At 55.0% G+C, this 26847-nt stretch carries 26 protein-coding genes and 1 other RNA gene; 17 read left to right on the forward strand and 10 right to left on the reverse strand.

What is annotated here, in order from left to right; translation table 11 throughout:
• Positions 1–94: 94 nt before the first annotated feature.
• From pafA to EJ361_RS16885, 3 genes are all read left to right on the forward strand, one after another.
• Complete coding sequence (gene pafA / locus EJ361_RS16875; protein ID WP_126247051.1) at positions 95–1756, forward strand: alkaline phosphatase PafA; 1662 nt, start codon at positions 95–97, stop codon at positions 1754–1756.
• Positions 1757–1871: 115 nt separating this feature from the next.
• Positions 1872–2645, forward strand: a complete 774-nt coding sequence (locus tag EJ361_RS16880; RefSeq protein WP_126246821.1) for an enoyl-CoA hydratase/isomerase family protein — start codon at positions 1872–1874, stop codon at positions 2643–2645.
• 57 nt (positions 2646–2702) lie between these two features.
• Positions 2703–3365, forward strand: coding sequence for a hypothetical protein (locus tag EJ361_RS16885; RefSeq protein WP_126246822.1), 663 nt, complete (start codon positions 2703–2705; stop codon positions 3363–3365).
• A gap of 158 nt (positions 3366–3523) precedes the next feature.
• On the opposite strand, the gene EJ361_RS16890 is transcribed toward EJ361_RS16885, so the two are convergent.
• Entirely contained in the window at positions 3524–3916 is a 393-nt protein-coding gene (locus tag EJ361_RS16890) for a hypothetical protein (protein WP_126246823.1), read from the reverse strand.
• A 228-nt stretch (positions 3917–4144) separates the two neighbouring features.
• On the opposite strand from EJ361_RS16890, the gene EJ361_RS16895 reads away from it, so the two are divergent.
• The 3 genes from EJ361_RS16895 (at position 4145) to EJ361_RS16905 (ending at position 7268) form a co-directional block, all read left to right on the forward strand.
• Positions 4145–5515, forward strand: coding sequence for a tetratricopeptide repeat protein (locus tag EJ361_RS16895; protein ID WP_240646652.1), 1371 nt, complete (start codon positions 4145–4147; stop codon positions 5513–5515).
• Between the two features lie 197 nt (positions 5516–5712).
• The gene (locus EJ361_RS16900) at positions 5713–6477 is read left to right on the forward strand and encodes a phosphosulfolactate synthase (protein ID WP_126246825.1); all 765 of its coding nucleotides are present in this window, start codon (positions 5713–5715) and stop codon (positions 6475–6477) included.
• Between the two features lie 68 nt (positions 6478–6545).
• Positions 6546–7268 carry a shikimate dehydrogenase family protein gene (locus tag EJ361_RS16905; protein ID WP_126246826.1) on the forward strand — a complete coding sequence of 241 codons (723 nt, stop codon included), beginning with the start codon at positions 6546–6548 and terminating at the stop codon, positions 7266–7268.
• Here the strand turns inward: EJ361_RS16905 and EJ361_RS16910 are convergent.
• Together EJ361_RS16910 and EJ361_RS16915 are read right to left on the reverse strand one after the other, a co-directional pair.
• Positions 7265–7798, reverse strand: coding sequence for a TlpA family protein disulfide reductase (locus EJ361_RS16910; RefSeq protein WP_240646653.1), 534 nt, complete (start codon positions 7796–7798; stop codon positions 7265–7267). The two genes, EJ361_RS16905 and EJ361_RS16910, sit on opposite strands and share 4 nt — an antisense overlap.
• A gap of 74 nt (positions 7799–7872) precedes the next feature.
• Positions 7873–8244 carry a DUF4406 domain-containing protein gene (locus EJ361_RS16915; RefSeq protein ID WP_205687032.1) on the reverse strand — a complete coding sequence of 124 codons (372 nt, stop codon included), beginning with the start codon at positions 8242–8244 and terminating at the stop codon, positions 7873–7875.
• Positions 8245–8398: 154 nt separating this feature from the next.
• On the opposite strand from EJ361_RS16915, the gene EJ361_RS16920 reads away from it, so the two are divergent.
• Positions 8399–9349: a nitrilase family protein gene (locus EJ361_RS16920; RefSeq protein ID WP_126246828.1), complete on the forward strand. Its 951-nt coding sequence runs from the start codon at positions 8399–8401 to the stop codon at positions 9347–9349.
• Here the strand turns inward: EJ361_RS16920 and EJ361_RS16925 are convergent, their stop codons facing one another.
• The gene (locus EJ361_RS16925) at positions 9350–10150 is read right to left on the reverse strand and encodes a class I SAM-dependent methyltransferase (protein ID WP_126246829.1); all 801 of its coding nucleotides are present in this window, start codon (positions 10148–10150) and stop codon (positions 9350–9352) included.
• 107 nt (positions 10151–10257) lie between these two features.
• Here EJ361_RS16925 and EJ361_RS16930 point away from each other — a divergent pair, with 107 nt between their 5' ends.
• From EJ361_RS16930 to EJ361_RS16955, 6 genes are all read left to right on the forward strand, one after another.
• On the forward strand, positions 10258–10962 hold the full coding sequence (locus EJ361_RS16930; RefSeq protein WP_126246830.1) for a hypothetical protein: 705 nt from the start codon (positions 10258–10260) through the stop codon (positions 10960–10962).
• A 121-nt stretch (positions 10963–11083) separates the two neighbouring features.
• An RNA gene (gene ffs / locus EJ361_RS16935) (signal recognition particle sRNA small type) lies at positions 11084–11183 on the forward strand.
• Between the two features lie 105 nt (positions 11184–11288).
• Complete coding sequence (fsa, locus tag EJ361_RS16940) at positions 11289–11939, forward strand: fructose-6-phosphate aldolase (RefSeq protein ID WP_126246831.1); 651 nt, start codon at positions 11289–11291, stop codon at positions 11937–11939.
• 177 nt (positions 11940–12116) lie between these two features.
• Positions 12117–13613: a glycerol kinase GlpK gene (gene glpK, locus EJ361_RS16945; RefSeq protein WP_126246832.1), complete on the forward strand. Its 1497-nt coding sequence runs from the start codon at positions 12117–12119 to the stop codon at positions 13611–13613.
• A gap of 38 nt (positions 13614–13651) precedes the next feature.
• Positions 13652–14359: an MIP/aquaporin family protein gene (locus EJ361_RS16950; RefSeq protein WP_126246833.1), complete on the forward strand. Its 708-nt coding sequence runs from the start codon at positions 13652–13654 to the stop codon at positions 14357–14359.
• Positions 14360–14752: 393 nt separating this feature from the next.
• Positions 14753–16102 carry an NAD(P)/FAD-dependent oxidoreductase gene (locus EJ361_RS16955; RefSeq protein ID WP_126246834.1) on the forward strand — a complete coding sequence of 450 codons (1350 nt, stop codon included), beginning with the start codon at positions 14753–14755 and terminating at the stop codon, positions 16100–16102.
• Here EJ361_RS16955 and EJ361_RS16960 read toward each other — a convergent pair.
• Entirely contained in the window at positions 16099–17391 is a 1293-nt protein-coding gene (locus EJ361_RS16960; RefSeq protein WP_126246835.1) for a type IX secretion system plug protein, read from the reverse strand. The two genes, EJ361_RS16955 and EJ361_RS16960, sit on opposite strands and share 4 nt — an antisense overlap.
• A gap of 45 nt (positions 17392–17436) precedes the next feature.
• Between EJ361_RS16960 and EJ361_RS16965 the strand changes: the two genes are divergently transcribed.
• Positions 17437–18660, forward strand: a complete 1224-nt coding sequence (locus EJ361_RS16965) for an ABC transporter permease (protein WP_126246836.1) — start codon at positions 17437–17439, stop codon at positions 18658–18660.
• On the opposite strand, the gene EJ361_RS16970 is transcribed toward EJ361_RS16965, so the two are convergent.
• Positions 18653–19390 (reverse strand): TrmH family RNA methyltransferase, encoded by a 738-nt coding sequence (locus tag EJ361_RS16970; protein WP_126246837.1) that lies wholly within the window; start codon positions 19388–19390, stop codon positions 18653–18655. The two genes, EJ361_RS16965 and EJ361_RS16970, sit on opposite strands and share 8 nt — an antisense overlap.
• Positions 19391–19476: 86 nt before the next feature.
• On the opposite strand from EJ361_RS16970, the gene tamL reads away from it, so the two are divergent.
• A complete protein-coding gene (tamL, locus tag EJ361_RS16975) occupies positions 19477–21909 on the forward strand; it encodes a translocation and assembly module lipoprotein TamL (RefSeq protein ID WP_126246838.1) in 2433 nt (810 codons plus the stop codon).
• Here tamL and truB read toward each other — a convergent pair.
• From truB to EJ361_RS16995, 4 genes are read right to left on the reverse strand one after another with little or no spacing between them, the layout of a single operon-like run.
• Positions 21897–22589 (reverse strand): tRNA pseudouridine(55) synthase TruB, encoded by a 693-nt coding sequence (gene truB / locus EJ361_RS16980; RefSeq protein ID WP_126246839.1) that lies wholly within the window; start codon positions 22587–22589, stop codon positions 21897–21899. The two genes, tamL and truB, sit on opposite strands and share 13 nt — an antisense overlap.
• Positions 22590–22608: 19 nt before the next feature.
• On the reverse strand, positions 22609–23760 hold the full coding sequence (locus tag EJ361_RS16985; protein WP_126246840.1) for an MFS transporter: 1152 nt from the start codon (positions 23758–23760) through the stop codon (positions 22609–22611).
• Positions 23757–24746 (reverse strand): NAD(P)H-dependent flavin oxidoreductase, encoded by a 990-nt coding sequence (locus EJ361_RS16990; protein WP_126246841.1) that lies wholly within the window; start codon positions 24744–24746, stop codon positions 23757–23759. The genes EJ361_RS16985 and EJ361_RS16990 overlap by 4 nt, the downstream gene beginning before the upstream one ends.
• Entirely contained in the window at positions 24743–25351 is a 609-nt protein-coding gene (locus EJ361_RS16995; RefSeq protein ID WP_126246842.1) for a riboflavin synthase, read from the reverse strand. The genes EJ361_RS16990 and EJ361_RS16995 overlap by 4 nt, the downstream gene beginning before the upstream one ends.
• 123 nt (positions 25352–25474) lie before the next feature.
• On the opposite strand from EJ361_RS16995, the gene rpsU reads away from it, so the two are divergent.
• Both rpsU and EJ361_RS17005 read left to right on the forward strand, forming a co-directional pair.
• Complete coding sequence (gene rpsU / locus EJ361_RS17000; RefSeq protein WP_126246843.1) at positions 25475–25672, forward strand: 30S ribosomal protein S21; 198 nt, start codon at positions 25475–25477, stop codon at positions 25670–25672.
• Between the two features lie 78 nt (positions 25673–25750).
• Positions 25751–26716: a tyrosine-type recombinase/integrase gene (locus EJ361_RS17005; RefSeq protein ID WP_240646654.1), complete on the forward strand. Its 966-nt coding sequence runs from the start codon at positions 25751–25753 to the stop codon at positions 26714–26716.
• Positions 26717–26847: the final 131 nt, after the last annotated feature.

The following is a 26847-nucleotide window of genomic DNA, read 5'->3' on the forward strand; positions in this document are numbered from 1 at the left end:
ACTTAGGTTACTTTTACACCCTATTTTTTCCACGTCAGAACGGACCCATTCGTAAAAAGGAACTAATTCAAAGCGTAATATGAGCCGTATTAAAATGTTAGCCGTATTCCTGTTAATGGCGGCCCCGGTAGCTTTTGGACAAAAAGCCACCTCGCCGACCAAGGGCTTTCCGCCCAATTACGGGAAAAAAGCAGAAAATCATGTGGCCCGACCCAAATTAGTGGTGGGCATGGTAGTGGATCAAATGAGATGGGATTTCCTCTACCGTTATTATGACCGCTATACCAATGACGGTTTTAAACGCCTCATCAGCGAAGGTTTCTCCTGTGAAAACACGCTGATCCCCTATACGCCCACCATCACCGCCTGCGGCCACACCTGCGCCTACTCCGGCTCCGTTCCCGCCATTCACGGCATCATCGGCAATAACTGGTACGATCGCAACACCGGCCGCTCCATGTATTGCACCGAAGACACCGCCGCCACTTGCGTTGGCGGCAGCGCCGCCGCCGGCCGCATGAGCCCCAAAAACATGCTCACCACCACCATCACCGACGAACTGCGCATCGCTACCAACTTCCGCAGCAAAACGGTGGGCGTTGCCATCAAAGACCGCGGCGCCATTCTCCCCGCAGGCCATACCGCCAACGCGGCATACTGGTATGATGGTGTTACCGGCAACATGATCACTTCCAATTTCTACATGAACGAACTGCCGGCCTGGGCCAACGCCTTCAACCGCCGCCAGCTCCCCCGCGAATATATCTCCAAACCCTGGACCACACTGTATCCTGTAGATACCTACGTACAGTCTACCGCCGATGAAAAGCCCTACGAAGGCAGGTTCAAAGGCCAGGACAATACCAGCTTCCCGCACGAACTGGCCGGCTCCGCAGGCAACGCTTTCGGCATCCTCGCCTCTTCGCCCTTCGGGAACACCTACACCCTCGAGTTCGCCAAAGCCGCGCTCGAAGGCCATGAGCTCGGGAAAGGCCCCATCACCGACTTCCTCGCCGTAAGCCTCTCGTCAACCGACTACATCGGCCACCAGCACGGCCCCAACTCGGTGGAAACGGAAGATGCCTACCTCCGCCTCGATAAAGACCTCGGCGCGTTCTTCAAGTACCTCGACCAGAAAGTCGGCAAAGGCCAATGGCTGTTCTTCATCACGGCAGACCACGGCGTGGCGCACGTTCCCGGCTTCATGCAGGAAAACAGGATGCCCGCCGGCCTGTGGGACGATGGTGCCATGGTAAAATCCTTGAATGCCGCGATCGAAAAGGAATTCGGGTTCAAAAAAGCCATCATTTCCTCATATAACTACCAGTTCTGGCTGGATAACGAAGGCCTGCTCAAAGCCGGGAAACTGGCCGATGTGAAGGCGTTCATCCTCCGCGAAGGACTGAAATACCCCGGCGTGTCCAACATGGTGGACCATCATGCACTGGGCTCCACCGCGCTGCCCGATCCGCAACACGGGATGCTGAACAACGGTTACAATGTTCTGCGCTCCGGCGATATCATGGTGTTGCTGCAACCGGGCTGGTTCGACGGTGGCAAGACCGGTACCACCCACGGCCAGTGGAACCCGTACGACGCGCATATTCCCCTCGTTTGGATGGGCTGGGGCGTGAAACCGGGCAAAACCAACCGCACCACGCATATGACCGACATCGCGCCTACCTTGGCTGCCATGCTCCGGATCCAGATGCCGAGCGGTAACGTTGGGCACCCGATCACTGAGGTCGCCCATTAAGGGAAAATATTGCAAAATCTGGGCGCCCCGGCTGTAAAACAGTTGGGGCGCTTTGTTTTTCATCTAGTTACACATGGGTATAAAACGTTAAAAATAATTCCTGTACATTTGGCGCATGTCAGGTATTACCTATGCGGTGGCGGACCGGGTCGCCACCATCACGCTCAACCGGCCGGAAAAGCGCAACGCGCTGAACGGGGAGGTGGTGCATGCGCTGCGCAAGGCTTTTGCGCAGGCGGAGGCAGACGGACAGGTGAAAGTAGTAGTGCTGGCCGCCAGCGGAAAGGCGTTCTGTGCAGGGGCCGATCTGGATTATCTCCGGCAGCTCCAGCAGTTCGATTTCGAGGAAAACTATGCCGATTCCCGGGAACTGATGCAGTTATTCCGTGAAATTTACGAACTTAAGAAACCCGTGATCGCGCAGATAGAAGGGGATGCCCTGGCCGGAGGTTGCGGGCTCGCTACGGTGGCCGATCTCAGCTATGCCGTTCCGGAGGCCCGGTTTGGGTATACGGAGGTGAAGATCGGGTTCGTGCCGGCGCTGGTAAGCGTTTTCCTCGTTCGGAAAATCGGGGAGGGCAGAGCCCGGGAGCTGATGCTGACCGGTGCCCTGGTGCCGGCGGAAACGGCGGAAAAATATGGGCTTATCACGGCCGTGGTGCCGGCAGACCGGATCGCCGGGCATGTGCGGGAAATGGCGGCGCGCCTCTGCACGGAGGCTTCTTCAAATTCCCTTACGGTTACCAAGCAATTGATTGCCAACGTATTCGATACATCGCTCGAAGAAGGGCTCGAAGCAGCCGCCCGTACCAATGCCGAAACCCGGCGCCATCCCGACTGCCAGAAGGGGATCGCCGCTTTCCTGGACAAAAAGAAACCCGAATGGTAAGGGAAAACAGCCGTTTGGCATAGATTTTTCATTTACCATCCTTAACAATCAACTCATATGCGAAAAATGTCACCTCTCCGCCTGCTGGTGTTGGCCATTACCCTGGCCGCATCGTTGCCGGCTTCGGCGCAGCGGACCATTTCGGACGCCAGGATCGCCTACAAGGTGGAAATGCCGCCCGAACAATTGCAGATGGAGGCCATGTTCGCCGGAAGTTCCATGATACAGTACATCCGCGGCAATCTCAGCCGGGTAGACATGAACTTCAACGTGGTGAACTACATCTACCTCATCAATTCCGAAAAGGAAGACGTCATTACACTGATGGACAATCACGGCGACAAGTACCTCATCCGTACCGATAAAAAGACTTACGAAGCGGATGTGAAGAAATTTTCCGCCATTACTTTCGCTGATCAGGCGGAAACCCGCGAAATTGCTGGGTACAAATGCCGGAAGGCGATCGGGACGATGCCCGACGGGGCCACTTTCGAAGTGTTCTATACAACAGACATCATCCCCGAAAACCCCTTTTACAACCGCCGTTTCCAGAACCTGAAGGGCATACCGCTGGAATACGAGATCGTGACGAAAACGGGCGCTAAAATGCGTGCGATCGCCACGCGGGTAGACCTCAGTCCCGTTCCGGCCTCCGTATTTGACGTGCCCCGCGGCTACCGCGAGATCACGGCCGACGAGCTGAAACGCATCAGGGGATAACGAAAGCATCACATTATCGAAACCGCGGAACGTTCCGCGGTTTTTTTTATGCCGCAACACCTATGGCCTGTCATTGAGCCGGCTGCCGGGAAACGCCCGGACATGAAAAAGGCCGCCTTGCGGCAGCCTTTCCATAAAATCTCTTTTCAAAAGGAACCTTACCCTTTTCTGAACGGAAGCTTTATCTGCAGATGATGGTACTGCATATCCGGTACCGGGGTAACCTGCGGCGCTACCTTGCCAGCGTAAGGGAGGATATAGGTAACGTTGCCTTTCCTGATCGTCATGGTAGACTTCACATTCACGGCATTGTCAGAGCTCAGGTTGAAAGTTTGTTTCAAAAAGCCGCTCGCGCGGGAGCTGGCGTCCAGGCTAAGGCTGGTTTTAGGCATCGCCGTAAAGCGATACTTGCCTTCGCCTTCGGTTTTCTTCGTCTTGTCGTTGTTGTCGAAGTATTCCGGTTCTGCTACGCCAAGATCATGGGCGTGCACCCGGATGCCAACAAGGAACAACGCGCTCACCAAAAGGCAAGACATTGAAACTGTGCGCATTATGATTTTGATCGTTGTCATGGTACTGCAAATATACGAATTATTTATCTATCATAAGATAATCCTAACGCAAGATAAGCACTTATCTTAAAAAAATGTTAAAAAATACACGAACGGTACACACCAACTGGTTTGGTGGCGGTGTTAAAATCCCATATATTTACATTAATGAATCACGATTTCCCATCATTTAACGAGTTTAACGAGGATTTTGAAGATTTGAGGGACTTGCTTCAGCAATTTGAAAATCTTAAGGAAGGGCGCTCCCACGCCTTTCTGGACGAAGATTCCTTTGAACAGATCATTGACTACTATGATGAGCACGACGAACTGAACAACGCCCTCCAGGCCGTAGAGTTCGCCATCGAGCAGTTCCCCTTTTCTTCCGCACTGCTCCTGAAAAAATCCGCACTGCTGATCGAGACCAAGAAATACCGGGAAGCCCTCGATCTCCTCGAAAAAGCCGCACTCCTCGATTCCAACGATATCAACCTGTACATCCTCAAGACAGACGTCTATCTCGCCATGAACCAGCACGAGAAAGCCGCTGCCCTGCTGGAAGAACAGATACAGCACTTCGAAGGCGAAGACCGCACCGATCTGCTCCTCGAACTGGCAGACGTGTACGACGATTGGGAGGAATTCGAAAAGGTGTTCGACTGCCTGAAAATGCTCCTGGAATACGATCCCAACAATGAGGAAGCGCTCCACAAAATCTGCTTCTGGACCGAGTTTACGGGCCGTAACGAGGAAAGCATCCGCCTCCATACGAACATCATCAACGAGCACCCCTACAACCAGCTCGCCTGGTTCAACCTCGGCACCGCCTACCAGGGGCTCAAACTGTACGAAAAATCCATCGACGCCTACCAGTACGCCGTCGTGATCGACGAAAAGTTCGATTACGCCTACCGGAACATGGGCGATGCATATATCCGTCTCCGTAAGTACAACGACGCCATCGAGGTACTCCAGAAACACCTGGAGATCGCCAAACCGGAAGACGTCATCTACGAAGCCATCGGCCATTGCTACGAGAAAATGCGCAAATACACCCAGGCGCGCTACTATTATCGCAAGGCCGTGCATTTGAGCCCGAGCGACGACAAGCTGTATTTCAAGATCGCCAAATGCTACATGACGGAAGAAAACTGGGAACACGCCGTGCGCGCCATCCAGTCGGCCCTCCGGATCAACAAGCAAAGCGCCGAATACAATATTACCCTGGGCCAGTGTTACCTCGAGATCGGGATGGACAAGGAAGCCCTCGTCCATTTCCTGAACGCGGTGCGCCTGAGGCCCTCCAGCACTTCCGCCTGGAAGGAGCTGATCCGCGGCCTGTTCCTCGGTGGCCACCTGGACGAAGCCATGCGCCAGTTGGACGATGCCGAATCGAAAGTGGGCCGAAAGCCCGTATTCGCCTACTACAAGGCCGCCATCCTCATTGCCATGGGGCGTACCAAAGACGGGCTCCTCCACCTGGAAACCGCCCTGCAGCTCTTCCCGCGGCAGGTGAAACGGTTCCTGGAGCTGGACCCATCCATCCTGCAACATCCCGTTATCGTGGAATTGATTGCCAGGTACAGGCGGAAACGCTGATCGTCGTCATTTTTTCCCCACCTATCGGTATTACTTCTTATTTTTGCCGCGGTTTTTTATTTTGTTACGACTTTAAAAGCCAACTGACCAATCCATTTTAGAGCAGGCATCACTCTGTACGGAAGATGGTAAACAACACATTGTCCGATACATAGAAGAGTGGTGATGACCTTTCAGAAGAATATAAACCGTGAAAAATGAATTTTAATCTGACGCAAATTCCGGAGAGAACCAGCAAGCCGCGCAGCCATGGCCTTACCATGGTGATGGACAAAGGCCTGAGCGTAGAAGAGGCAAAGAATTTCCTGTCCGCCGCGGGCCCGCACGTGGATATCGTGAAACTCGGTTTCGGCACTTCTTTCGTCACGCCCAACCTGCGCACCAAGATTGAAATGTACCAGGCCGCCAACATACCCGTTTATTTCGGCGGCACCCTGTTCGAGGCTTTCCTGATCCGTAACCAGTTCGACGAATACGTTCGCGTGATCAAGGATTACGGGATCAGCTACATGGAAGTGTCTGACGGTTCGATCACCATCCCCCACGCAGAAAAATGCGGGTATATCGAAAAACTGACCAAGCATGGTCTCGTTTTGAGCGAAGTGGGCAGTAAAGACGCCGAGCATATCATTCCTCCCTATAAGTGGATCGAACTGATGCGCGCCGAACTGGAAGCCGGTTCCAGCTACGTGATCGCGGAAGCGCGCGAAGGCGGCAACGTCGGCATTTACCGCGGCAGCGGCGAAGTGCGCGAAGGCCTGGTGCAGGAAATCCTCACGCAGATCCCCGCTGAAAAGATCATCTGGGAAGCGCCGCAAAAAGACCAGCAGCTGTACTTCCTGGAGCTCGTGGGCTGCAACGCCAACCTCGGCAACCTGGCGCCCAACGAGGTAATTCCCCTGGAAGCCATGCGCGTCGGGCTTCGTGGAGATACTTTCCACCTTTTCCTCGACAAAGAATAGTTTTCATACCGAACGGAAGGCCAGGGCCCGGCGCCCTGGCCTTTTTCAATGACCGTAAACCCTTCAACGTGCGATTATTCGGCCTCATCGGCTTCCCGCTCAGCCATTCCTTCTCCAAAGGATTCTTCACGGAGAAATTCTCCCGCGAAAACATCCCCGGCTGCGCCTACGAAAACTTTCCCATCCCCGATATTTCCGCATTTCCATCCCTTTGGGAAAATAACCCCGCACTGGAAGGCCTCAACGTCACCATCCCGTACAAACAGGCCGTCTTACCCTATCTCGACGAACTGACCGATGCGGCCAAAGCCATCGGCGCCGTCAACTGCATCCGTCGCAACGGGATACGCCTCATCGGCCATAACACCGACGTGCTGGGGTTTGGCAGATCGCTGCAACCCCTGCTGACGGCGCATCATACGCAAGCGTTGGTGCTCGGTACCGGCGGTGCGGCACAGGCGGTAAAATATGCCTTGACTTCGCTGAACATCCCATTCACCGAAGTGAGCCGCAGCGGGCCCATCACGTACGAAGCGGTGACGGCTGCCATGATGCAGTCGCACAAACTGATCGTAAACACCACGCCGCTGGGCATGTATCCCAATGTGGACGCGGCTCCGCCGCTCCCGTACGAGTTCGCGGGACCGGAGCATCTGTTCTACGACCTGGTCTACAACCCTGCCGAAACGCTTTTCATGAAAAAAGGCCTGGAACGCGGCGCCGCCGCCAAGAACGGGCATGAAATGCTGATCCTCCAGGCAGAAGCCTCCTGGGAGATCTGGAATGATTAGTCTTCCCTGATAAGCGCCTCCACCTGTTGCACGAACTTTTCCGAACCATAATTCGCAAAACCCGTATGGTGAAAGCGGATGCGCCCCTGTTTGTCCAGCACCACCGTGGTGGGCAGCGTTCCGCTGTAGACTTCGGCGGGCACGCGGCCGCCGGCTTTATAGAAAGGTATTGTGTATTGCTCTTTTTGCAGGTAATTGAACGCGGCGGAAACGTTGTCGTCTTCGTTGATCGTCAAAAAGAAAATCCCGGGATTGTTTTTGAATTGCCCGTACAGCGATTCGATCGACGGGAATTCCGCCCGGCAAGGCGGGCACCACGATGCCCAGAAGTTGATGAAAACCACTTTTCCCCGCAGGGACGACGTATGTTGCAAATTCCCCTTACCGTCTTCAAACGCGAAATCAACGGCCGGAGCGGCCGGCGCTTCCTTTTCCATGCTGGCATTGAAGAGGCCGGTGCGCATGAGTTGCCGCAGCGTCCAGGATTTGGCGCCCGGGCTTACGAACAACACCACTATGGCAATGCCCATCAATAGGGTAAATCCGTGTTTCCGAAGGAGTTGTAATGAATTTTTTAATGTCGGTCGCTGTTGCATGTTGATGTTCAGAGGCTTTTGAACTCGGGGATTTCTTCCAGGCTCATATATACGGATTTTCCTTTTTCCCGCGCTACCTGCAGCATGTAATCTGCCCCGGAAGATGGTCCTCCGATCCGTACCACCGCGTCGCAAAAATTGATGAGATTCGCGGCGATGGGGTGGAAGATCTCGTTGAAAATATCATCTCCCATTTCGCGTGAGCCCGCTTCTTCGATCAGCGGCAACGCCACCCATTCGCCCATCATCGGGATGTGGCCGCGGCGATATACGGAAAGCGAAGCTTTCGTCATTTGTTTCACATTGGCTTCGATGAGCACCGGATCGTCGTTGGTGCCGCTGCGGTAAGGGCCGGCTACCAATATCATTTGTTGTTGCATGCTGGAGCAATTTTCGGGTTTGATGAAAGGAGCGATAAAGGTACGCGATGACGGCCGATGCGGCGTGTTGATGAAAAGTTAAAATATTGGGTAGGGGATGGATGCTGCTAACAGAAAACCACTAATTTCGAAGTTCACCCCTCAAACGAAAACCATGGAAAAGCTCAGGATCGCCACCGTACAATTCGAGAACCGCAGCGGCGACAAGCAATATAATCTCAACGTAATCGACGAAATCGCTGGAAAGGCCGCCAGTGAAGGAGCGCAGGCGGTTGCGTTCCACGAATGCTCCATCACCGGGTATACCTTCGCCCGGCATCTCGACCGTGAGCAGTTGACGGATATGGCGGAATTCATTCCCGACGGGCCGAGCATCAAAAGACTGCAGGAAATCGCCGCGAAGCATGGCGTGGCCGTTCTGGCGGGGCTTTTCGAAAAAGATGCGGAAGGGAATCTTTTCAAGGCGTATGTGTGTGTAGACAGCACGGGGCTCCTGGCGAAGTTCCGGAAGCTGCATCCTTTCATCAATCCGTACCTGACGCCGGGCAGTGAATATTGCGTGTTCGATCTGTATGGCTGGAAATGCGGGATCCTGATCTGTTACGATAACAATGTGGTGGAGAACGTCCGCGCCACGAGGCTCCTGGGCGCGGAGGTGCTGTTTATGCCGCACGTTACCATGTGCACGCCGTCTACCAGGCCTGGCGCGGGTTTCGTGGACCCTGCATTATGGCACAACCGCGAAAACGATCCTACGGCTTTGCGGCTGGAATTCGATGGAATGAAGGGCCGTGCGTGGCTGATGAAATGGTTGCCCGCGCGCGCTTACGACAACGGGATGTATTGTGTTTTTTCCAACCCGGTCGGAATGGACGACGACCAGTTGAAGAATGGCTGTTCCATGATCGTAGACCCCTTCGGCGATGTGCTCGCAGAATGCCGCAAGCTCGACAACGACTTCGTGATAGCGACGCTGACGCGGGAAAAGCTCACCCAGGCCGGCGGGTGCCGCTACATCCGCGCGCGCCGACCGGATTTGTACGGCAACATCATCGCGCAGCCGCATAAGCCGGAGCAGAAAGTGGTGTGGATGGATGAAAAATAACTATGCCTTCGGCTTGATAAGATAATACATACAGGTAGTGAAGAAGTTGCGGACGAACGGCAGTTTTTTCATCCAGCCGAACTGCTCGCGCGGTTGCAGGTTGAATTTGTATTTGTAGATGGGATTGATGAGGTAATATTTCCGGCGGGTGATGTCATAACCCGTACGCCCCACTATTTTCTCGAACCGTTCGATGGAAATGCCCGTATCCACGAGCTCCATCAGTTCGGTGATCGTGCCTTCGCTTTCGCCGGCGGCTTTCAGCAGACCGCGGTATAGCGGGCGCGGCAGAAGGTGAATGTAGGGGAGGAAGCTCAGGACCTTGCTGGCGCAGATTTGCTGATGCCCGCCGTGCGGCATGTACCATGGCGGAAATCCGAAATACACCTGGCCATTGGGCGTGAGCAGTTCTTTCAGATAGGCGATGAGCTTGTCCTGGTCGGGAATATGCTCGATGGCATCCTTGAGGATGATGAGATCGAACGAATGCCGGAACTCGCCGGCGAAATCCACATCGTAGATATTTTTGGCGATCAGTTGCAACTGGCCGCCGGCCACGTAATCGCCGAGGAACTCCTTCGCCAGCTCGATGCGCTGGGGCCAGAGGTCGACACCCACGCAAAAGCTTCCCCGTTCGAGGAAAGGGGTGAGCACGCCGCCTTCGCCGCAGCCGATTTCCATGACCCGGAGACCTTTCATATCGGGGAATTCCTGGGCTATGAACGGCAGTACATAATTCCTGGAATTATCCACTTGCTGTTGGTATCTGAGCGTTGCGTCGCTGTGCTGTTTTAGTGCCATGAAGGTGTGATAGCTGAAAAATGCCGTGAAAATATAATTTTTTTTCAAGTGAAGATGTGCTTGATCCGGTTTCATTACATTTGGAATGATTTTAGTCTGATTACAGCATGTTCAGAATGATGATGATCGCCCTTATTTGGGCAGCACCTTCCCTGGCGCAGCAAAAGGGAATCGCCCGGATTTGGGCGTCGTACGATTCTTCCTCCGTGGCGGAACTGTACAGCAGCACCCGTATCGGGTTGATGGTGAAGTATGCCGACAGCTCGGAACGCCGGACGGCCGGGCTTCTCGGCGGAGATATCCGCTGGGACCGGGTGCAGGTGCAAACCCCTCATGGCGATGTCCGAAACGGCATGCTGCAATTCTCCCGCAATGCGGCCCGGCCGGATAATTACCGGCTTCGGCTGCAGGTCACGTTTTCCGACCGGCCGGGAAAGCATTTCGAAACCGATCTCCAGTTGCCGTATCTGACAGGCATCCGCTTCCGGCATTATGCCGACAGCCTGAAGCGCGGCATTCATTTTTACCTGAACGTGGAAGGGATTTACAATAGTGGGAAAATCTATCCGCTGGATACGGCGCGGATCCGCTTTAACGCAGACCAGGGAAAGATCCTGGGGCAAGACCTCCTCATTCCCCTGGCCGATTCCACCACACAAAACATACATGTAACCGCAGTTTACCGCGGCGATGCCGCCATCCGCGCGGAGTCAAACATTCCTGTGAAGATTTTGCCGGACGATGAATCGCTCATTATCCAAAACCCTAACGACGTTTTCAAGCCTGCAAAGCGGAAGAAAAAGCGGCAATAACAGCCATGCCGCATAAAAAATAGCAACCCGAAACGACGTAGGGGAGCGGTTTTGGCGGGACGGGGCGCAAATTGTCGCGGAAAATATTTGCAAGTAATGCGGCTTTCTGTTACCTTTGCAACGGCAAGTCTTATACGACCAGCTCCTGCTGAACTCCCCCAGGACAGGAATGTAGCAAGGGTAGGCGGTTGAAGCGGTGCGATATAAGTAACTTGCCACTTTTTTTCCCCTCAGGCAAGCATCCGCACCTTTTATTCTCCTTTTATTTTCCGAAATTAGTTCGTTGTTTTGCAAATCGCAAAAACTGAAATACTAAATCTTTCTTTATGAAATTCTTTATTGATACAGCTAACCTGGCGCAGATCCAGGAGGCGCACGACCTCGGCATTCTGGACGGTGTAACTACGAACCCCTCCCTCATGGCCAAGGAAGGTATCAAAGGCGAAGCAGCCATCCTGAAACATTACGAAACCATCTGTGAAATGGTAGATGGAGATGTGAGCGCCGAAGTACTGTCGACCGACTTTGCCGGCATCGTTGAGGAAGGCAAGAAACTCGCCGCCATCCATCCCAATATCGTGGTGAAAGTACCGATGATCAAAGACGGTGTGAAAGCCATACGCTGGTTCACCGAAAACGGTATCCGTACCAACTGTACGCTCGTTTTCTCCGCCGGCCAGGCCATCCTCGCCGCGAAAGCAGGCGCGGCTTACGTGTCTCCCTTCATCGGCCGTATCGACGACAGCAGCTGGGACGGTATCGAACTGATCGCCCAGATCGCGCAGATTTACAGCATCCAGGGCTTTAAGACCGAAGTGCTGGCCGCATCCATCCGCAACGCCCTGCACATCGTGAAATGTGCAGAAAACGGCGCCGACGTATGCACCTGCCCGCTCGATTCCATCCTCGGTCTCCTCAAACACCCCCTCACCGATATCGGTCTGGCCAAGTTCCTGGAAGACGCCAAGAAAATGTAATCTTTAATTTATTGTTATAAAGGCCGTTTCGGATACCCATCCGGAGCGGCCTTTTTTCGTGCCCCTGAAATTTTTTTTACTTTTAGAATATTCCTAGTATCTTACTACCTCGTAAAACTAGGTACCACGTTAGGCAATACATTTCATCATATTAAATAATAGCCAGAACACTTTCGCATGGAAGCAAAATTCATCATGGCCCTGGACCAGGGAACCACCAGTTCCCGCGCCATCCTCTTCGACCGCGGAGGGAATATCGTAGCCGTTGCACAGAAGGAATTCAAACAGATTTACCCCCAGCCGGGATGGGTGGAACATGACCCGAACGAGATTTGGTCTACCCAGGCTGGCGTTGCCGCCGAAGTGATCGTGAAAGCCGGCGCCAGTGGCGACCAGATCGGCGCCATGGGCATCACCAACCAGCGGGAAACCACCATCGTGTGGGACCGGAAAACCGGCAAACCCCTGTATAACGCCATCGTGTGGCAAGACCGCCGCACCGCGGCGTATTGCGACGAGCTGCGCGCCAGAGGCCTGGCGGAAGACATCCGTTCCCGCACCGGCCTCATCGTGGACGCCTATTTCTCCGGCACCAAGGTGAAATGGGTCCTCGACAACGTGGAAGGCGCCCGTGCGAAAGCAGAGGCAGGTGAACTGGCCTTCGGGACGGTGGACTCCTGGCTTGTATGGAACTTCACCAAAGGAAAACTGCATATTACCGACGTGAGCAATGCCTCGCGCACGATGCTTTTCAATATCCACGACCTGAAATGGGACACGTCGCTCCTGGAACTGATGGGCATTCCCGCATCTATGCTGCCGGAAGTGCGCGCGTCCAGCGAAGTGTACGGGCAAACGGAAGCCACGCTCACCCCGTTCAACATCCCTATTGCCGGCATCGCGGGAGACCAGCAGGCCGCGCTTTTCGGGCAGATGTGCATCGAGCCGGGCATGGTAAAAAATACATACGGTACGGGTTGCTTCATGATGCTGAATACGGGGGAAAAGGCCATCTCGTCCGGCAATAACCTCCTCACCACCATCGGCTGGAAAATAGGGGAGAAGACCACCTACGCCCTCGAGGGCAGCATTTTCATCGGCGGCGCCGTGGTGCAATGGCTCCGCGACGGGCTGGGTATTATCCGCCATAGCGCTGATGTGGAAGCCCTGGCCGCCAAAGTGGAACATACAGACGGGGTGTACCTCGTGCCCGCATTCGCCGGGCTGGGCGCTCCGCACTGGAACCAGTATGCACGCGGTACGATCGTGGGGATGACCCGCGGCACAAAAGACGCGCACATCGCCCGCGCTGCGCTCGACAGTATCGCATACCAGACGATGGACGTGCTCAAGGCCATGGAGGCCGACGCCGGCATGCCGATCCGCGAATTGCGGGTAGACGGCGGCGCTACCGCCAACAACCTGCTCATGCAGTTCCAGGCCGATATCCTTGGAACGGATGTGGTGCGCCCGAAAGTGACGGAAACCACGGCGCTGGGGGCTGCGTACATGGCGGGCCTCGCCACCGGGTTCTGGGACAGCATCGATACCATCCGCCAGCAATGGCAGGTAGACGCCTGCTTCAAGCCCGATATGCCGGAAACCGAGCGGGCGGAGCTTACAAAAGGATGGGCGCGCGCCGTGAAAGCTGCCAAAGTATGGGCTGAACAATAATTCCATAATCCAGAACTGATCAAAAAACAAACCCTTCTATGTCAATTTTCCTCGCAGAGCTGATCGGCACGGCGCTACTCATTATCCTCGGCGACGGGGTGGTGGCCAATTGCCTCCTCAATAAAAGTAAAGGCCAGAACGGCGGCTGGATCGTGATCACCTTGGGCTGGGCCATGGCCGTTTTCGTGGGCGTATTCGCCGTAGGCAGCTACAGCGGCGCGCATCTCAATTCGGCGGTAACCATCGCCATGGCCGTTGCCGGCAACATTACATGGGAACAGGTGCCCATGTACATCGGCGCACAAATGCTGGGCGCGTTCCTCGGCGCCTGTGGCGTGTACGCCGCTTATAATCAGCATTTCGACATTACGGACGATCCGGACGCCAAACTGGGTATTTTCTGCACCGCTCCCGCCATCCGCAGCACCATTCCCAATCTCGTGACCGAGATCATCGGTACGTTCGTGCTCATTTTCGGAGTGTTTTACATTTCGAAGGGAGATGTGGGGCTCGGTGCGGTAAACGCGCTGCCCGTGGCGCTGCTGGTATTGGCCATCGGTCTTTCGCTGGGCGGGCCGACAGGTTACGCCATCAACCCCGCGCGCGACCTCGGTCCGCGTATCGCGCACGCCATTTTGCCCATCAAAGGCAAGCGCGACAGCGACTGGGGGTACGCCTGGATCCCCGTTGCGGGGCCCATCATCGGCGCATTGCTCGCCACGGCCCTGCACCTGGCACTGAAATAGTTCGATCTTTCATAAACATACACACAACTAAAAATGGCGCATTCCTTTTGGGATGCGCCTTTCTTTTTTATCGCCACCGGTTTCGCTTCGGCAGTTTACAACGGTTTATGTTTCAACGATGACGGTCTTTTTCCCACCGGTTTCGCTGCAGTTGATTATAACGGTCCGTGACCGCAGAAGTTCATCCGTGGAGAGCCTTATTTTGCCAACAATTCCGCCCCTGTGGCTGTTTTCATCTAAATCGCACATCCCAAACCGGTCTCCCGTCTACAGGAATATCCATTCATTATTTTCAAATCTTTCATTTTATCCTGAAAGTTTTGTAATTTTGAGAAACTTTCGGTGGTATGGCATTTGTGGCCACGATGTTGTACCATCTCAAACGCAAATACCATGATACAACCGAACATACCGGACTCAAAGCTTCCCAGGGTGGTGATCGTTGGCGGCGGATTTGCCGGGATCAATCTGGCCAAAACGCTGAAAAGGACTGCCGTTCAGGTGGTACTGCTGGACAGGAACAACTATCATCTTTTTCAACCGTTGCTCTACCAGGTAGCCACGGCGGGCCTGGAGCCGGACAGTATCGCTTTCCCGCTCCGCGGCATCTTCAAAAAGCAGGAGAATTTCCATTTCCGCATGGCGGAAGTAAAAGGAGTGGACGCGGCCAATAACGTCCTGGAAACCAATATCGGCGAAATCCGTTACGATTATCTCGTGCTCGCCACCGGTTCCAATACCAACTTTTTCGGCAATAAAATGATCGAAGAGCACGCCATCGGGATGAAATCCCTCATCGAGGCGGTGCAAATCCGGAATTACGTGCTTAAACAGTTCGAGGAATCGTTGCTGATCTCCGACGACGCGGCTATCCGTCCCAAACTGAATTTCGTGATGGTAGGCGCCGGGCCTACGGGCGTGGAGCTGGCAGGTGCTTTTGCCGAGCTGCGGAAATACATCCTTCCGAAAGATTATCCCGAACTGCCCATCCACCTCATGGATGTGTACCTCATAGAAGCGGGGCCCCGCGTATTGGCGGGCATGTCCGAAGAAACCAGCCGTAAAACCAAGGCCGCCCTGGAACACATCGGCGTGAAAGTGCTCACCAACGTAGCCGTGAAAGACTACGACGGCCTGCTCCTCACACTGGGCAACGGAGACACGCTGGAAACACAATCGCTCATCTGGGCGGCAGGCGTCAAAGGCATGTCGGTACCCGGTTTGCCGGAAACCGCCATGCTGCCGAACGGCCGCGTCCATGTCAACGACCTGAACCTCATCAAAGACACGAAAAATATTTATGCCATCGGCGACATCGCCATGATGGTGAACGACGAGCGTTTCCCCAAAGGTTACCCCATGGTAGCGCAGGTGGCGATGCAGCAGGGCAAGCAACTGGGCAAGAATATCTCGAAAATGTTGAAGGGAGATACGCTGAAACCCTTTAAGTACAAGGATCTCGGTTCCATGGCCACCATCGGCCGCAACCGCGCCGTAACGGAATTCGCCGGCATCCGGCTGAGCGGGTACATCGCCTGGATCGCGTGGATGGTCGTGCATCTGCTCAACCTGCTGGGTTTCAGGAATAAGTTGGTGGTGATGATCAACTGGGTGTACCGCTATTTCACGTACGACCGCGGTACGCGCATCATCATCAAACGCGGCGCAGCCAACATCGTCAAATTAAGACAGTCGATTTACCAGACAGACCCGCAGGTGCCGCAGATCACGCAAACGCCCTAGCGTTGCCTGTTGGTGAGGGAATTCATCCGGAGCATGCCTACCAGTTCATCGTGACGGCCGCCGAGCGTGCGGTAGTATACGAGGACGGTGTAGGTATTTTCCGTTTCCCACCAGTTCCCCTCCGTTAGTTCGGTGCTCATGGCGGCGTTGCGCTGGGTGCGGTCTACCAGGCCATACACGTAGTTATAGTAGCCCTGTTTGAGGAAGAGCGCGCCTTCGTATGCGCCTTTTTCACCGTTCCAGGTCATTTTGTTGCGATCGTTGAGCTCATACTGCGTCAGTTCCCCGAAAATATACATATCGTACCCGGCGAAGGGCTCTTTCATGGGGAAATTGAAGTTGACGCGGGCGTAATCCCCTTCGAACTGGATGTTGTAATCCTCGATGGTGGAGGGGTCGTACATGCCGTTGATATCACGGAGGTATTGATAAACCGTGTTATCCCGCGGCACATCGGGCATCACGTTCACGACGGTACCATTGCGGAGGTATTCCGTATTGCGGACGCGCTCGGTTTGCAGGCGGAAGCTTCTTAAATCCACCCATCTCCATTCTTTCATGGCGGGGAAGATGCAGTCCTGCTCCGCATTGTACTCGATCACATCTCCCTTGATGAACATCGGTTTGATGCCGGTGATGGCGTTGTCCCAGCGGAAATTCTGCTGGATGACGATCTTCAGCTGATCGAACGGGTTCTGGAGGTTGAGGCCTTTCGTATGGACGGAAACGTTGATTTTCTGGGAGTTGCGGAAGAATTTGGGATTGGTGGGCTGGGAAATCCATCCCGCCACACCGGCTTTGTTGTTGATGACCATGAGCCTGCGGGTGAAGGCCAGGCGGTTGGTGTCTCCATCCAGGTACACTTTCAGCAGATAATTACCGGCCCGTGTAGGCGTGGAGTTGTTGCCGGGGATGCGGGCTTTGTAATGCACGTATTTCTGCAGGGCAACGCTGGAGAACCGGTAATCGCGGATCTGTACTTCCGAGAAGCCGCGCAGGTAATCGATGGTGTTGACTTGGGCGGGCGTCCAGTCTGAATTGCAGAGCTGGAGGGTGTAGTAGTAGGATTTGATGACGTTTTGCAGGTCGTCGAACTGAAGTTCCAGCTGGTCGCCGGAATTGAGCGCGATAACGGGCAGGCCGAGCATTTCGCCTGGGGGCGTCAGTTTAACTGTGGCGATGTTCTGATGGTAGATATGGTCGGGCGTGATGGTGCTGACCTGACCTTGGGCGCCGGGGAAAAACAATAGTGCCGCCAGGGAGCAGCAAACGAAAGCAACTATCCTCATAGCCGTAATTTACAATGAATTTCTAAAATGATATAAATTCGCGCCATGCGCATCTCCATGTTTATTGCCGGAAGGATCGCTTTCAACCGGTCTTCCTCCTTTTCGCGGTTCATCATCAACATCGCCATGGCGGCCACTGGCTTCAGCGTAGCGGTGATGATCATCGCCACGGCAATGATCAACGGGTTTCAGCACGTGATATCCGAGAAGATCTTCAGCTTCTGGGGCCATTATCACATCACCGACTACCGCGCCCCCGGCGGGCCGCTCACCGAGCAGGCCCCCTTTTCCGAGGATTCCGGCCTGGAAAAGCGCATCGCCGCCCTTCCGCAGGTCAAATTCATCAGTCCCTTCGCCACCAAATCCGTCATCGTCAAAAAAGGCCGCGAAACCGAGGGGATGATCTTTAAAGGCTCCCCGGCCGGACAAGCCCTCCCATTCATCATCGAAGGCCGCACCACAAAAGGGCAGGACAGCGGGTACGCGTCCGAAGTCATCATCTCCGCCAGCACCGCCAAATCCCTCCACCTGAAACTGGGAGACGCGCTGGTGATGTACTTCATGCGGGGCGACGGCCTCTCGCCGCGGGCCCGGAAGCTCACCGTTTGCGGCATCTACAAAACCGGCATCGAAGAATACGATAAAACGTACGTGGTGGGCGATATCAACCTGATCCGCCGCCTCAACGACTGGGCACCCGACGAAATCGGCGGTTACGAAGTGCACCTGAACCAGTTCGGCGACATGGCTATGGCAGGCGAGCGCATCAGCGACGAACTGACCACCGCCGAGCTGGGGATGCGCAGCATGCAGGAGATTTACCCCAATATCTTCGACTGGCTTGGTTTGCAGAATAAATCCGAACAGATCATTCTTATCATCATGACCATCGTGGCCGTGTTTAACATGATCACGGCGATGCTGATCCTCATTCTGGAAAGAACGAACATGGTCGGTATTCTCAAAGCCCTGGGCATGCGCAACGCCTCCATCCAGCGGATATTCCTGTACCAGGCCGGATACATCGTGATCGCGGGTATCGTGATCGGGAACGTGCTGGGGCTGGGCCTGGCGTTCCTGCAGCAATACACGGGCTTCATCCGGCTGCCGGAAGAAGCGTACTACATGTCTGTGGCGCCCATCGCCATTCAGTGGTGGAAAGTAGCGCTGATCAATGTGGGAACATTGGTGATATGCGTGCTGGTGCTCATTATCCCGTCTTTGCTCATCCGGCGGATCCTGCCGGTGCGGGCCATTCAGTTCAAATAAGGAGCCTTCCGCAAATGATCCCTGCGGCCACGGCGGCATTCAGCGATTCGGCCTGGCCGATGCGCGGGATGGTGATGTGATGGCTGCTGCGGCGGAGGGTTTCCTCGCTCAACCCGCGGGATTCGTTGCCGATGAGAATGATCCCCGTATCGATTTTTTGCGTGAGGGTAATATCGTTGCCGTGAAGGGTAGCGGCGTAGGAAGGGAGAGACGCATGCTTTTCCAGGAACTGCGGGATGTCGCGGATGATGACGGGTACGCGCAGGAAGCTGCCCATCGTGGCCTGGATGGTTTTGGCGTTGAAAGCGTCTACACAATCGGGAGAACATACCACCTGCCGGATGCCAAACCAGTCGGCTATACGAATGATGGTGCCCAGGTTCCCGGGGTCCTGGATGGTTTCCAGCGCGAGGGAAACACCTTCGGGAACGAAGTCGCGCGCGGGCGGCATGTCTGCCAAAGCCACGGCGCGATTGGGGGTGGAAAGGGAAGACAGCTGCTTCAGGATCTCGGGGCTCACTTCCAGCACTTCCACACCTGTGGCCTTTTCAGCCAGTTCCCGGTTATCGAGCAGCCACTCCTGCGTGGCATACACTGCTTTGACGCCAACTCCCGATCCCAGTAATTCCTGGACGATCTTATCGCCCTCGGCCACAAACTGGCCGAATTTTTGACGGTATTTTTTGTGCTGTAATCCGGTAATATATTTAATTTGCGCCTTTGATAACATAGGGTCAAACCTACGTGAATTCCGGCATTCAGCCAAGATGTCCCGCCACGGCGGGCCCGGCACTTACCCGTTAATTGAGTCTGACAGTGAAGAAACCGACATACCCATCCCCTTTCGGACAGCCCCTGCAGCATGCGCTCTGGCTGATGGTATGCCTGTTCCTGGCTGCCTGCTCCAATACCCGTTACCTCCAGGAAAATCAAAGCCTCCTGGTTGGCGCGAAAGTCGAGATCAACGGCGCGCTGTCGTCCAACGAAAAAACAGATCTGAAAAACGACCTGTCCAGCCGCTCGCTCATGCTGCAACAGCCCAACCGCAAATTCCTCGGTTCCCGCATCAAAGTCTGGCTCTACAATCAAAAAAATTACGAAAAGAAAAGCAACTGGCTCTGGAACCTCATGCTGAGCGAACGGAACCTCGAAGCCCCCGTCATCTACGACTCGGTTAAAACCAGGGAGTCGATGGACCGGATGGTGGCCTATCTCAACAACCAGGGCTATTTCTACGCCACCGTACAATCCCGCCAGAGCGATCATGGGCAGAAAGCGGATGTCACCTACGAGGTCAACACCGGGAAGAACTTCATCGTCCGGAAGATCATCTACGATATCCCCGACACCGCCATCGCGCAGGTCGTGAAGGAAGGGGAGAAGCTGTCGCTCCTGAAAACCGACGTCCCCTACAAAGCGGCTAACCTGAGCAGCGAGCGCGAACGGCTCACCCGCCTCATCCGCGACGCCGGGTATTACAAGTTCAACCGCGACCTGGTCGTTTTCACTGTAGACACCCTCAATAAATCCCTCTTCGTTGATCCGCTCAACCCTTTCGAGGTGATGTCCGGGGTGCTGCGCGCCGACCAGAAACCGACGCTCGACGTGGAAGTAGCGATCCTCCCGCCGGAAGACTCCGCCAGCGACCAGACGAAACTTTTCTACCTCAACAAAATTTTCGTTTATCCCGACATGACGTTGCAGGAAAGCAACGAAGACAGTTCATTCCATACCACTACCACGCGCAACCTGATCATCAAATACCACCAGAACATCGTTCGCCCGCGGGTGCTCACCCGCGCCATCCAGCTGCGGCCGGGAGAAAGATATTCCACGTCCAACTACAGCAATACCATCAGCCGGTTGTACGATCTCAACCTCTGGCAGTTCGTGAGTTTGCAGTATAAAGACGTGAAAGATACCGTCCAGAAACTGGACGCCTATATACAGCTGTCGCCGCGCAAGAAGCAGGAAATGAGCACCAACTTCGACGTCACCACTTCCAACGACTATGCCGTGGGTAGCGCCGTTTCCGTAGGGTACCGCCACTTCAACCTCAACCGCGCCGCCAACGAATTGCATATTACCGTGAAGGGCGGGCTGGAACTGCGGAACCAGGCGCGCGCCGGGCTTTCGCTGCAGTCGCAGGAATATGGCATCAACGCCGATTATGTGCTCCCGCGGTTCATGCTGCCTTTCCGCGTGCGGCAGAATTACCGGTCTACGGCAAAGACGCGCATTTCCGCGGGGTATAACAATCTCCGCCGTATCGACCGTTTCAATATCCGCACCGTGACGGGCGCTTTGGGATATGAGTGGAACGAATCGATCTACAAACGCTGGAGCGTGAAACCGTTTAACCTGAATTACGTGGGAGTTACGCTGGTGCAGGGTTTCAAGGATACGGTAGTGAGCAAGAACCCTTATTTGCAGCGCAGCTTCGAACCGGCATTCATCGGTGGCGAAGCGGCGGCGTTCATCTTCAGCAACGACGATATTTTCCATAAAAGACAGAACACCTATTTCCGTGCCGCCATCGAGGAATCGGGCGCCTGGCTGGAAGGGGTGAACAGTTTACTGAACGTGCTGACCAATAAGCGCGACGACCTGGAATCGGCCGCCAACGTGAATATTTCGCGGTTCGTGCGGCTGGATCTCGATTATCGCCATTACTGGAATTACAACCGCAGCAGCGTGGCCACCCGCGCCTATCTCGGCCTGGGCCTGCCTTACGGGCAGAGCGACGTGCTGCCGTACGTGAGGCAGTTCACTTCCGGCGGTCCCAACAGCATCCGCGCATGGCGGCTGCGCACGCTGGGCCCTGGCTCGTTCCGCAGCGATACGCTGGCGCAATCCGCTATCTTCCCCGATCAAACGGGTGATATGCGTTTCGAAGGGAATGTGGAATACCGGTTCAACATCCTCCGGCTTTTTGGTGGCACGATGATGCTGAAAGGCGCTACCTTCCTGGATTTTGGTAATATCTGGATGTTGAAGGACGATACCGGCAGGCCCGGTGCGGCGTTCAAGATCAAGAACCTGTACAACGACCTGGCGATCGGTACCGGTGCCGGCGCACGGCTGGATTTCAGTTATTTCGTCATCCGTATCGATTGGGGCATCCCGCTCAAAAAACCATACCCTGCCGAAGGCGGCAAGAAATGGTTCGTCAGCGAATGGGCGTTGGGCGACGGCCGCTGGCGCCGCGACAACGTCATCTGGAACGTAGCGATCGGCTATCCGTTCTGAGTTTCCTGTTTTTTCCTGTAATCATCGATGAATGCCATCACGTCCATCGCGTCTTCCAGCTTGAAGTCGCCGATACGGGTGCGGCATAGGCTGCTGAGATAGCCGCCACATCCTGCGGCTGCGCCGAAATCGTTGGCGAGGGAGCGGATGTAGGTGCCGGTGCTGCATTCCACGCGGAAATGCACGACGGGCAGTTCCACTTTCGTGATCTCGAATGCGTGGATCGTGATGGCGCGGGGCTCCACTTTCACTTCCACGCCTTTGCGGGCAAGGTGGTAAATGGGTTTTCCGTTCTGTTTGATGGCGGAGTGGATGGGTGGCAATTGTTGCAGGGGGCCGGTAAAGGTATCGGCGATGGCCTGCAACGCGGCGAGGTCCAGTTCCGGGACGGGTTGATGGTCCTGGGGCTCGGATTCCAGGTCGAACGTAGGGGTTACGGCGCCGAGGGTGAAGGTGCCGGTGTATTCCTTTTCTTTGGCCTGGTATTCGTTGATTTTCTTCGTCATTTTGCCCGTGCAGCAGATGAGGAGCCCCGTGGCCAGGGGGTCCAGCGTGCCGGCATGGCCTATCTTGGCTTTGGTGGTATTGCGGATCTTGCGGACAACGTCGAACGACGTCCAGGTCAAGGGTTTATTGATCAACAGCACGGCGCCTTCCTGAAAATTCGGTGTTTCTGACATGGCGCAAAGATAATAAGTTTTACTTGCCTTCTCCGCCTGCCGGCCTTCTCATCGCCATCACGGTTATCATGGAAGCCATGAGCGCGATGAAGATAAACGATATCCGCAGCCCTGACGCCTGAGCGATGAACCCGATCAGCGGCGGCCCCAGAAGGAAACCGAAAAACCCGAACGTGCTCACGGCCGCGAGCGCCATGCTCTGGCTCATGGTTTTGGTGCGCCCCGCCTGGCTGTATACCAGCGGAATAACGGTGGAAACGCCCAGTCCTACAAGGAAAAATCCCAATGCAGACATCCACACCGTCGGGAAAGCCACGGCCAGCAACAATCCTGATGCCGCCAGCACGCCGCTGCCTTTCAGCATGCCCGAAATACCGAACCGTTTGGTCAGCCAGTCGCCCACGAATCTGCCCGACGTCGTTGCTGCAGTGAAAGCAGTATACCCGATGGTCACTTTCCCGGGATCGGCTGCTACCACTTTCGCGAAGTAAACCCCGCTCCAGTCGTACATCGTGCCTTCGCAGATCATGCAGCAGAAAGCGATGATGCCCAGGCTGATGAGGGCTTTATCGGGTTTTACGAAAATCGGCTGGCGCCCGCCGGCTGTTTTGGTGTGGGGAAGGGAATTGCGGAAAGACAGGATGATCAGCAGTAACGCCAGCCCGGCAATCATCATGAAATGCCGGGAAGGCGGCGTTTTGAGGTTCACCATCAGCGTGCCAATCCCTGCGCCCGCGAGCCCCGCCAGGCTCCACACGGCGTGGAACGACGACATGATCGATTTCCCGTACAATGCTTCCACGCTCACGGCCTGCGTATTCACCGAAATATTGCCGAGGTTGCCGGCAAATCCGAAGAGGAAAAGGACGAACCCCAATATCCAGGGATTGCCCGCCTGCCCGATGCAGAAAAGGAAAACGGCATACAAAACCGCCGCCAGGATCATTACCGGCCGGCTGCCAGACCTCGTTACGAGCCACCCGGCGATCGGCAGCGAAATGAGCGCGCCCACGGGAATGCAAAGCAGCAAACTTCCCAGCGCCGCTTCGCTCAGGTTCAAATGCTCCTGAATGGCCGGAATGCGGGAGGCCCAGGAGGCGAAACAAAGTCCATTGAGAAAGAAAAAGGCCGCGACAGATAGCCGGGCCTTTTGTTTATCGATTACAGTCATTTGCAGAAAGGCTGAAAACTTTGCCGGTACTCCTCCGTCAGGTTGGATACGATGGTTGCCACGGGCTCGATGCCGTCTACCATTTCCACGCTCTGACCTGCGCTCCACAGCTGGTTATAATAATTGGGTTTGGTCGCTTTTTCCAGCATTTTCATGCCTTTGAGCTGCACCATCATCTTGAAATACTTCCTGGTGCGCGGGTTGCGCGACAACCATTTCTCCCAGCTGCTTTGCTTGTACCCGAGCTTCTGGGCGGCGGGCGTATTGATAATGTTGCAGGGCGTGCCGGAAAGACGTTCGGTCAGCACGATGTCTTCCATGCCATGGTCCACGATGGCTTGTTTGTATTCGTCGCTCACATTGGCTTCCGGGCTGGCGATGAAGCGCGTGCCGATGGAAACGCCGTCTGCCCCGAGCACCATGGCGCTGGCCATTTGCTGTCCGGAAGCGATGCCGCCGGCGGCTACCACGGGCATGTCGGGGAAGGCTTTTCGCAGTGCGGGAACGAGGATGTGCATGGGGTAGGGGCCGGCGTGGCCGCCTGCGCCCGAACATACGGCGATGAACCCGTCTGCGCCTACCTGTGCCGCTTTATGGGCGTGTTCGAGGTTGGTGACGTCGCAAAAGACTTTCGCGCCGTAGGAATGGGCGGCGTCGATCACTTCGCGGGGATTGCCGAGGGAGGTGATGTAAAACGGAACTTTGGCTGCCACGCAGGCTTCCAGGTGCTTTTTATATAGCGGGTTCGTTTTCTGTACGATGAGGTTGACGCCGTAGTTGCCGCCGGGATGGGCGGAACGGACTGCGTTGAGCCTTTCCAGCACGGCGTGCAGCTCGCCTTCCTTCCGGTAGTTCAGGGAAGGGAATGTGCCCGCGATGCCGCACCGGATCGCGGCGCTTACCATGGCCTCGTTGCTGACGAGGAACATGGGGGCCATGATCACAGGATGCCGGACGCCCAACAGGTCGGTGATGGGATGGTTCATGTTGTGAGGGATGATTTCGCTCGGGTTTGTAATTGGCGCGCCACGTATTTGCCCAAAATGTCGAATTCCAGGTTCACGGTGCTGCCGGGTTTCAGGTGCCGGATATTGGTGTGATCATATGTATATGGTATGATGGCCACGGAAAACGCATCGCCGGAAATGTCGAACACCGTGAGGCTCACGCCGTTCAGGCAGATAGACCCCTTTTCGACGATCAGCGGCGCAAAGGAAGGGTCGAAACCGAACCGGAAAAGCCAGCTGCCGTCTTGCGGTTCCGCGGAGAGGCAGGTCCCCGTGCCGTCTACATGCCCCTGCACGATGTGCCCGTCGATGCGGCTGTTAAATACCATGGCCCTTTCCAGGTTCACGGCATGGCCGGGCCGGAGGTCGCCGATATTGGTCTTTTGCAGCGTTTCCGCTACCGCGATGGTGGTGTAGCGGTCTGCCTCCACTGCCGTGACGGTCAGGCAAACGCCGTTATGGGATACGCTCTGGTCGATTTTCAGTTCCTGCGCCAGGGGCGTGCTGATAGTGAGTTCCAGGTTGCCGCCCGCGGTAGTGGCGGCTGCCACGATGCCTGTCGTTTCAATAATGCCGGTAAACATAATACACAAATTTAATGGAGAATTGCCGGCGGAAGAAATGACGAATATTTTTTGCGAATAAAAAAGTTATGATTACCTTTGCTGTCCGTAAAAATATACTGTAAAACAGAATAAAGGAGAAATATGTTAATCATCGATTCCAAAGATTGCGAAAACATCGACAAAGCGCTCAAAAAGTATAAAAAGAAATTTGAGAAAGCGAAAATTCTGCTGCAACTGAGAGAGCGTCAGTCGTTTACCAAGCCTTCTATCCGCCGTCGCACCCAGGTGCTGAAGGCTGTATACAAGCAGCAGGTAGCAACCGGCAAGTTCGATCAGTAATTAGATTATTACATCTTTTTATACACGAAATTGATGATTGTAAAGGAATAATGTATCTTTACAATCATCAATTTTTTTGTGTTGGATCAAGTGCACCTTCCTCCGCTGGCGCAGGATTTCCTGGCCTGGCTCTCCCTCGAAAAGCGGTATTCGCCGCATACGGTGCAATCCTATTCCCTTGATCTTCAACAGTTTTTTCAATACCTGCAAAGCCAGTACGACGGCATCCCGCTCGAAAGCGTGAAGGCTTCTCATGTCAAGTCGTGGCTCGCCCTCGGCCTGGAAGGCCGTAGAAAGGCGGAAGACGCCCGCAAGGGAACGCCAGCGCCCGCTTCCGCCGTCACCATCCGCCGGAAGATGTCGGCCCTCAGGTCCTTCTTCAAGTTCGCCCTGCGAAAAGGCGTGCTCCAGCAAAGCCCCATGGCCCGTGTAACAGGTCCCAAACTGCCGGAAAGGCTGCCCGTGTTCGTAGACGAAATGGCCATGGAAAAGCTTGCGCAGCCGTCTACAGGGGAGGAGAGCCCGCTTTTCGGCGACGACTTCACCGGGGTTACCCAATGTCTTATCATGCGGTTGCTGTATCATGCCGGCATCCGGCGCGCGGAGCTGATCGGTCTGGAAGACACGAGTGTCGATATTTCCAACGGGCAGATAAAAGTGCTCGGAAAGGGGAATAAGGAGCGGATCATCCCGGTCGGGATCGGGTTATTGAAAGACATCCGGAATTACTTTGATAAGCGCGAAGAAGCCATTCCGGGGTATTCCGGCAAGGCGATGCTCTGCCTGCCCAATGGCAAGCCTGTTCAGGCCTGGGACGTGTACCGTACGGTGCGCCGTGTGCTGGAGCGGGTGACTACGTTGAAAAAGCGGAGTCCGCACGTGTTGCGGCATACCTTCGCGACGCACCTGGTGAACAACGGGGCAGACATCAATGCGGTGAAGGAGTTGCTGGGCCATGCGAGCCTGGCATCTACCCAGGTGTATACCCATAATACGATCGAGAAGCTGCGCCGGGTGCATAAGCAGGCGCATCCGCGGGGGTAGTGTCAAAGTTTTCGTTGACAGAAAAATGCACTAATCAAAAACAGTTTGGTGAATGATGCGCGTCATCCTTTGCGGTGGAAGGGAGCGCTAATATTGGGTATGGTCATTTTAACAAAATTTTTAGGGGCAGA

The sequence above is a fragment of the Chitinophaga rhizosphaerae genome, assembly GCF_003958645.1.
Lineage (GTDB): Bacteria > Bacteroidota > Bacteroidia > Chitinophagales > Chitinophagaceae > Chitinophaga > Chitinophaga rhizosphaerae.

Bases quoted from the DNA above. Each gene is read 5' to 3' on its own strand.
- EJ361_RS16900 (WP_126246825.1), top strand. From the start codon at position 5,713: ATGAATTTTAATCTGACGCAAATTCCGGAGAGAACCAGCAAGCCGCGC.
- EJ361_RS16955 (WP_126246834.1), top strand. From the start codon at position 14,753: ATGATACAACCGAACATACCGGACTCAAAGCTTCCCAGGGTGGTGATC.
- rpsU (WP_126246843.1), top strand. From the start codon at position 25,475: ATGTTAATCATCGATTCCAAAGATTGCGAAAACATCGACAAAGCGCTC.
- EJ361_RS16990 (WP_126246841.1), bottom strand. From the start codon at position 24,746: ATGAACCATCCCATCACCGACCTGTTGGGCGTCCGGCATCCTGTGATC.
- EJ361_RS16995 (WP_126246842.1), bottom strand. From the start codon at position 25,351: ATGTTTACCGGCATTATTGAAACGACAGGCATCGTGGCAGCCGCCACT.
- EJ361_RS16920 (WP_126246828.1), top strand. From the start codon at position 8,399: ATGGAAAAGCTCAGGATCGCCACCGTACAATTCGAGAACCGCAGCGGC.
- EJ361_RS16985 (WP_126246840.1), bottom strand. From the start codon at position 23,760: ATGACTGTAATCGATAAACAAAAGGCCCGGCTATCTGTCGCGGCCTTT.
- fsa (WP_126246831.1), top strand. From the start codon at position 11,289: ATGAAATTCTTTATTGATACAGCTAACCTGGCGCAGATCCAGGAGGCG.
- pafA (WP_126247051.1), top strand. From the start codon at position 95: ATGTTAGCCGTATTCCTGTTAATGGCGGCCCCGGTAGCTTTTGGACAA.
- EJ361_RS16880 (WP_126246821.1), top strand. From the start codon at position 1,872: ATGTCAGGTATTACCTATGCGGTGGCGGACCGGGTCGCCACCATCACG.
- EJ361_RS16930 (WP_126246830.1), top strand. From the start codon at position 10,258: ATGTTCAGAATGATGATGATCGCCCTTATTTGGGCAGCACCTTCCCTG.
- EJ361_RS16970 (WP_126246837.1), bottom strand. From the start codon at position 19,390: ATGTTATCAAAGGCGCAAATTAAATATATTACCGGATTACAGCACAAA.
- glpK (WP_126246832.1), top strand. From the start codon at position 12,117: ATGGAAGCAAAATTCATCATGGCCCTGGACCAGGGAACCACCAGTTCC.
- truB (WP_126246839.1), bottom strand. From the start codon at position 22,589: ATGTCAGAAACACCGAATTTTCAGGAAGGCGCCGTGCTGTTGATCAAT.
- EJ361_RS16885 (WP_126246822.1), top strand. From the start codon at position 2,703: ATGCGAAAAATGTCACCTCTCCGCCTGCTGGTGTTGGCCATTACCCTG.
- EJ361_RS16950 (WP_126246833.1), top strand. From the start codon at position 13,652: ATGTCAATTTTCCTCGCAGAGCTGATCGGCACGGCGCTACTCATTATC.
- EJ361_RS16925 (WP_126246829.1), bottom strand. From the start codon at position 10,150: ATGGCACTAAAACAGCACAGCGACGCAACGCTCAGATACCAACAGCAA.
- EJ361_RS16890 (WP_126246823.1), bottom strand. From the start codon at position 3,916: ATGCGCACAGTTTCAATGTCTTGCCTTTTGGTGAGCGCGTTGTTCCTT.
- EJ361_RS16910 (WP_240646653.1), bottom strand. From the start codon at position 7,798: ATGGGCATTGCCATAGTGGTGTTGTTCGTAAGCCCGGGCGCCAAATCC.
- EJ361_RS16965 (WP_126246836.1), top strand. From the start codon at position 17,437: ATGCGCATCTCCATGTTTATTGCCGGAAGGATCGCTTTCAACCGGTCT.
- EJ361_RS16960 (WP_126246835.1), bottom strand. From the start codon at position 17,391: ATGAGGATAGTTGCTTTCGTTTGCTGCTCCCTGGCGGCACTATTGTTT.
- EJ361_RS16915 (WP_205687032.1), bottom strand. From the start codon at position 8,244: ATGCAACAACAAATGATATTGGTAGCCGGCCCTTACCGCAGCGGCACC.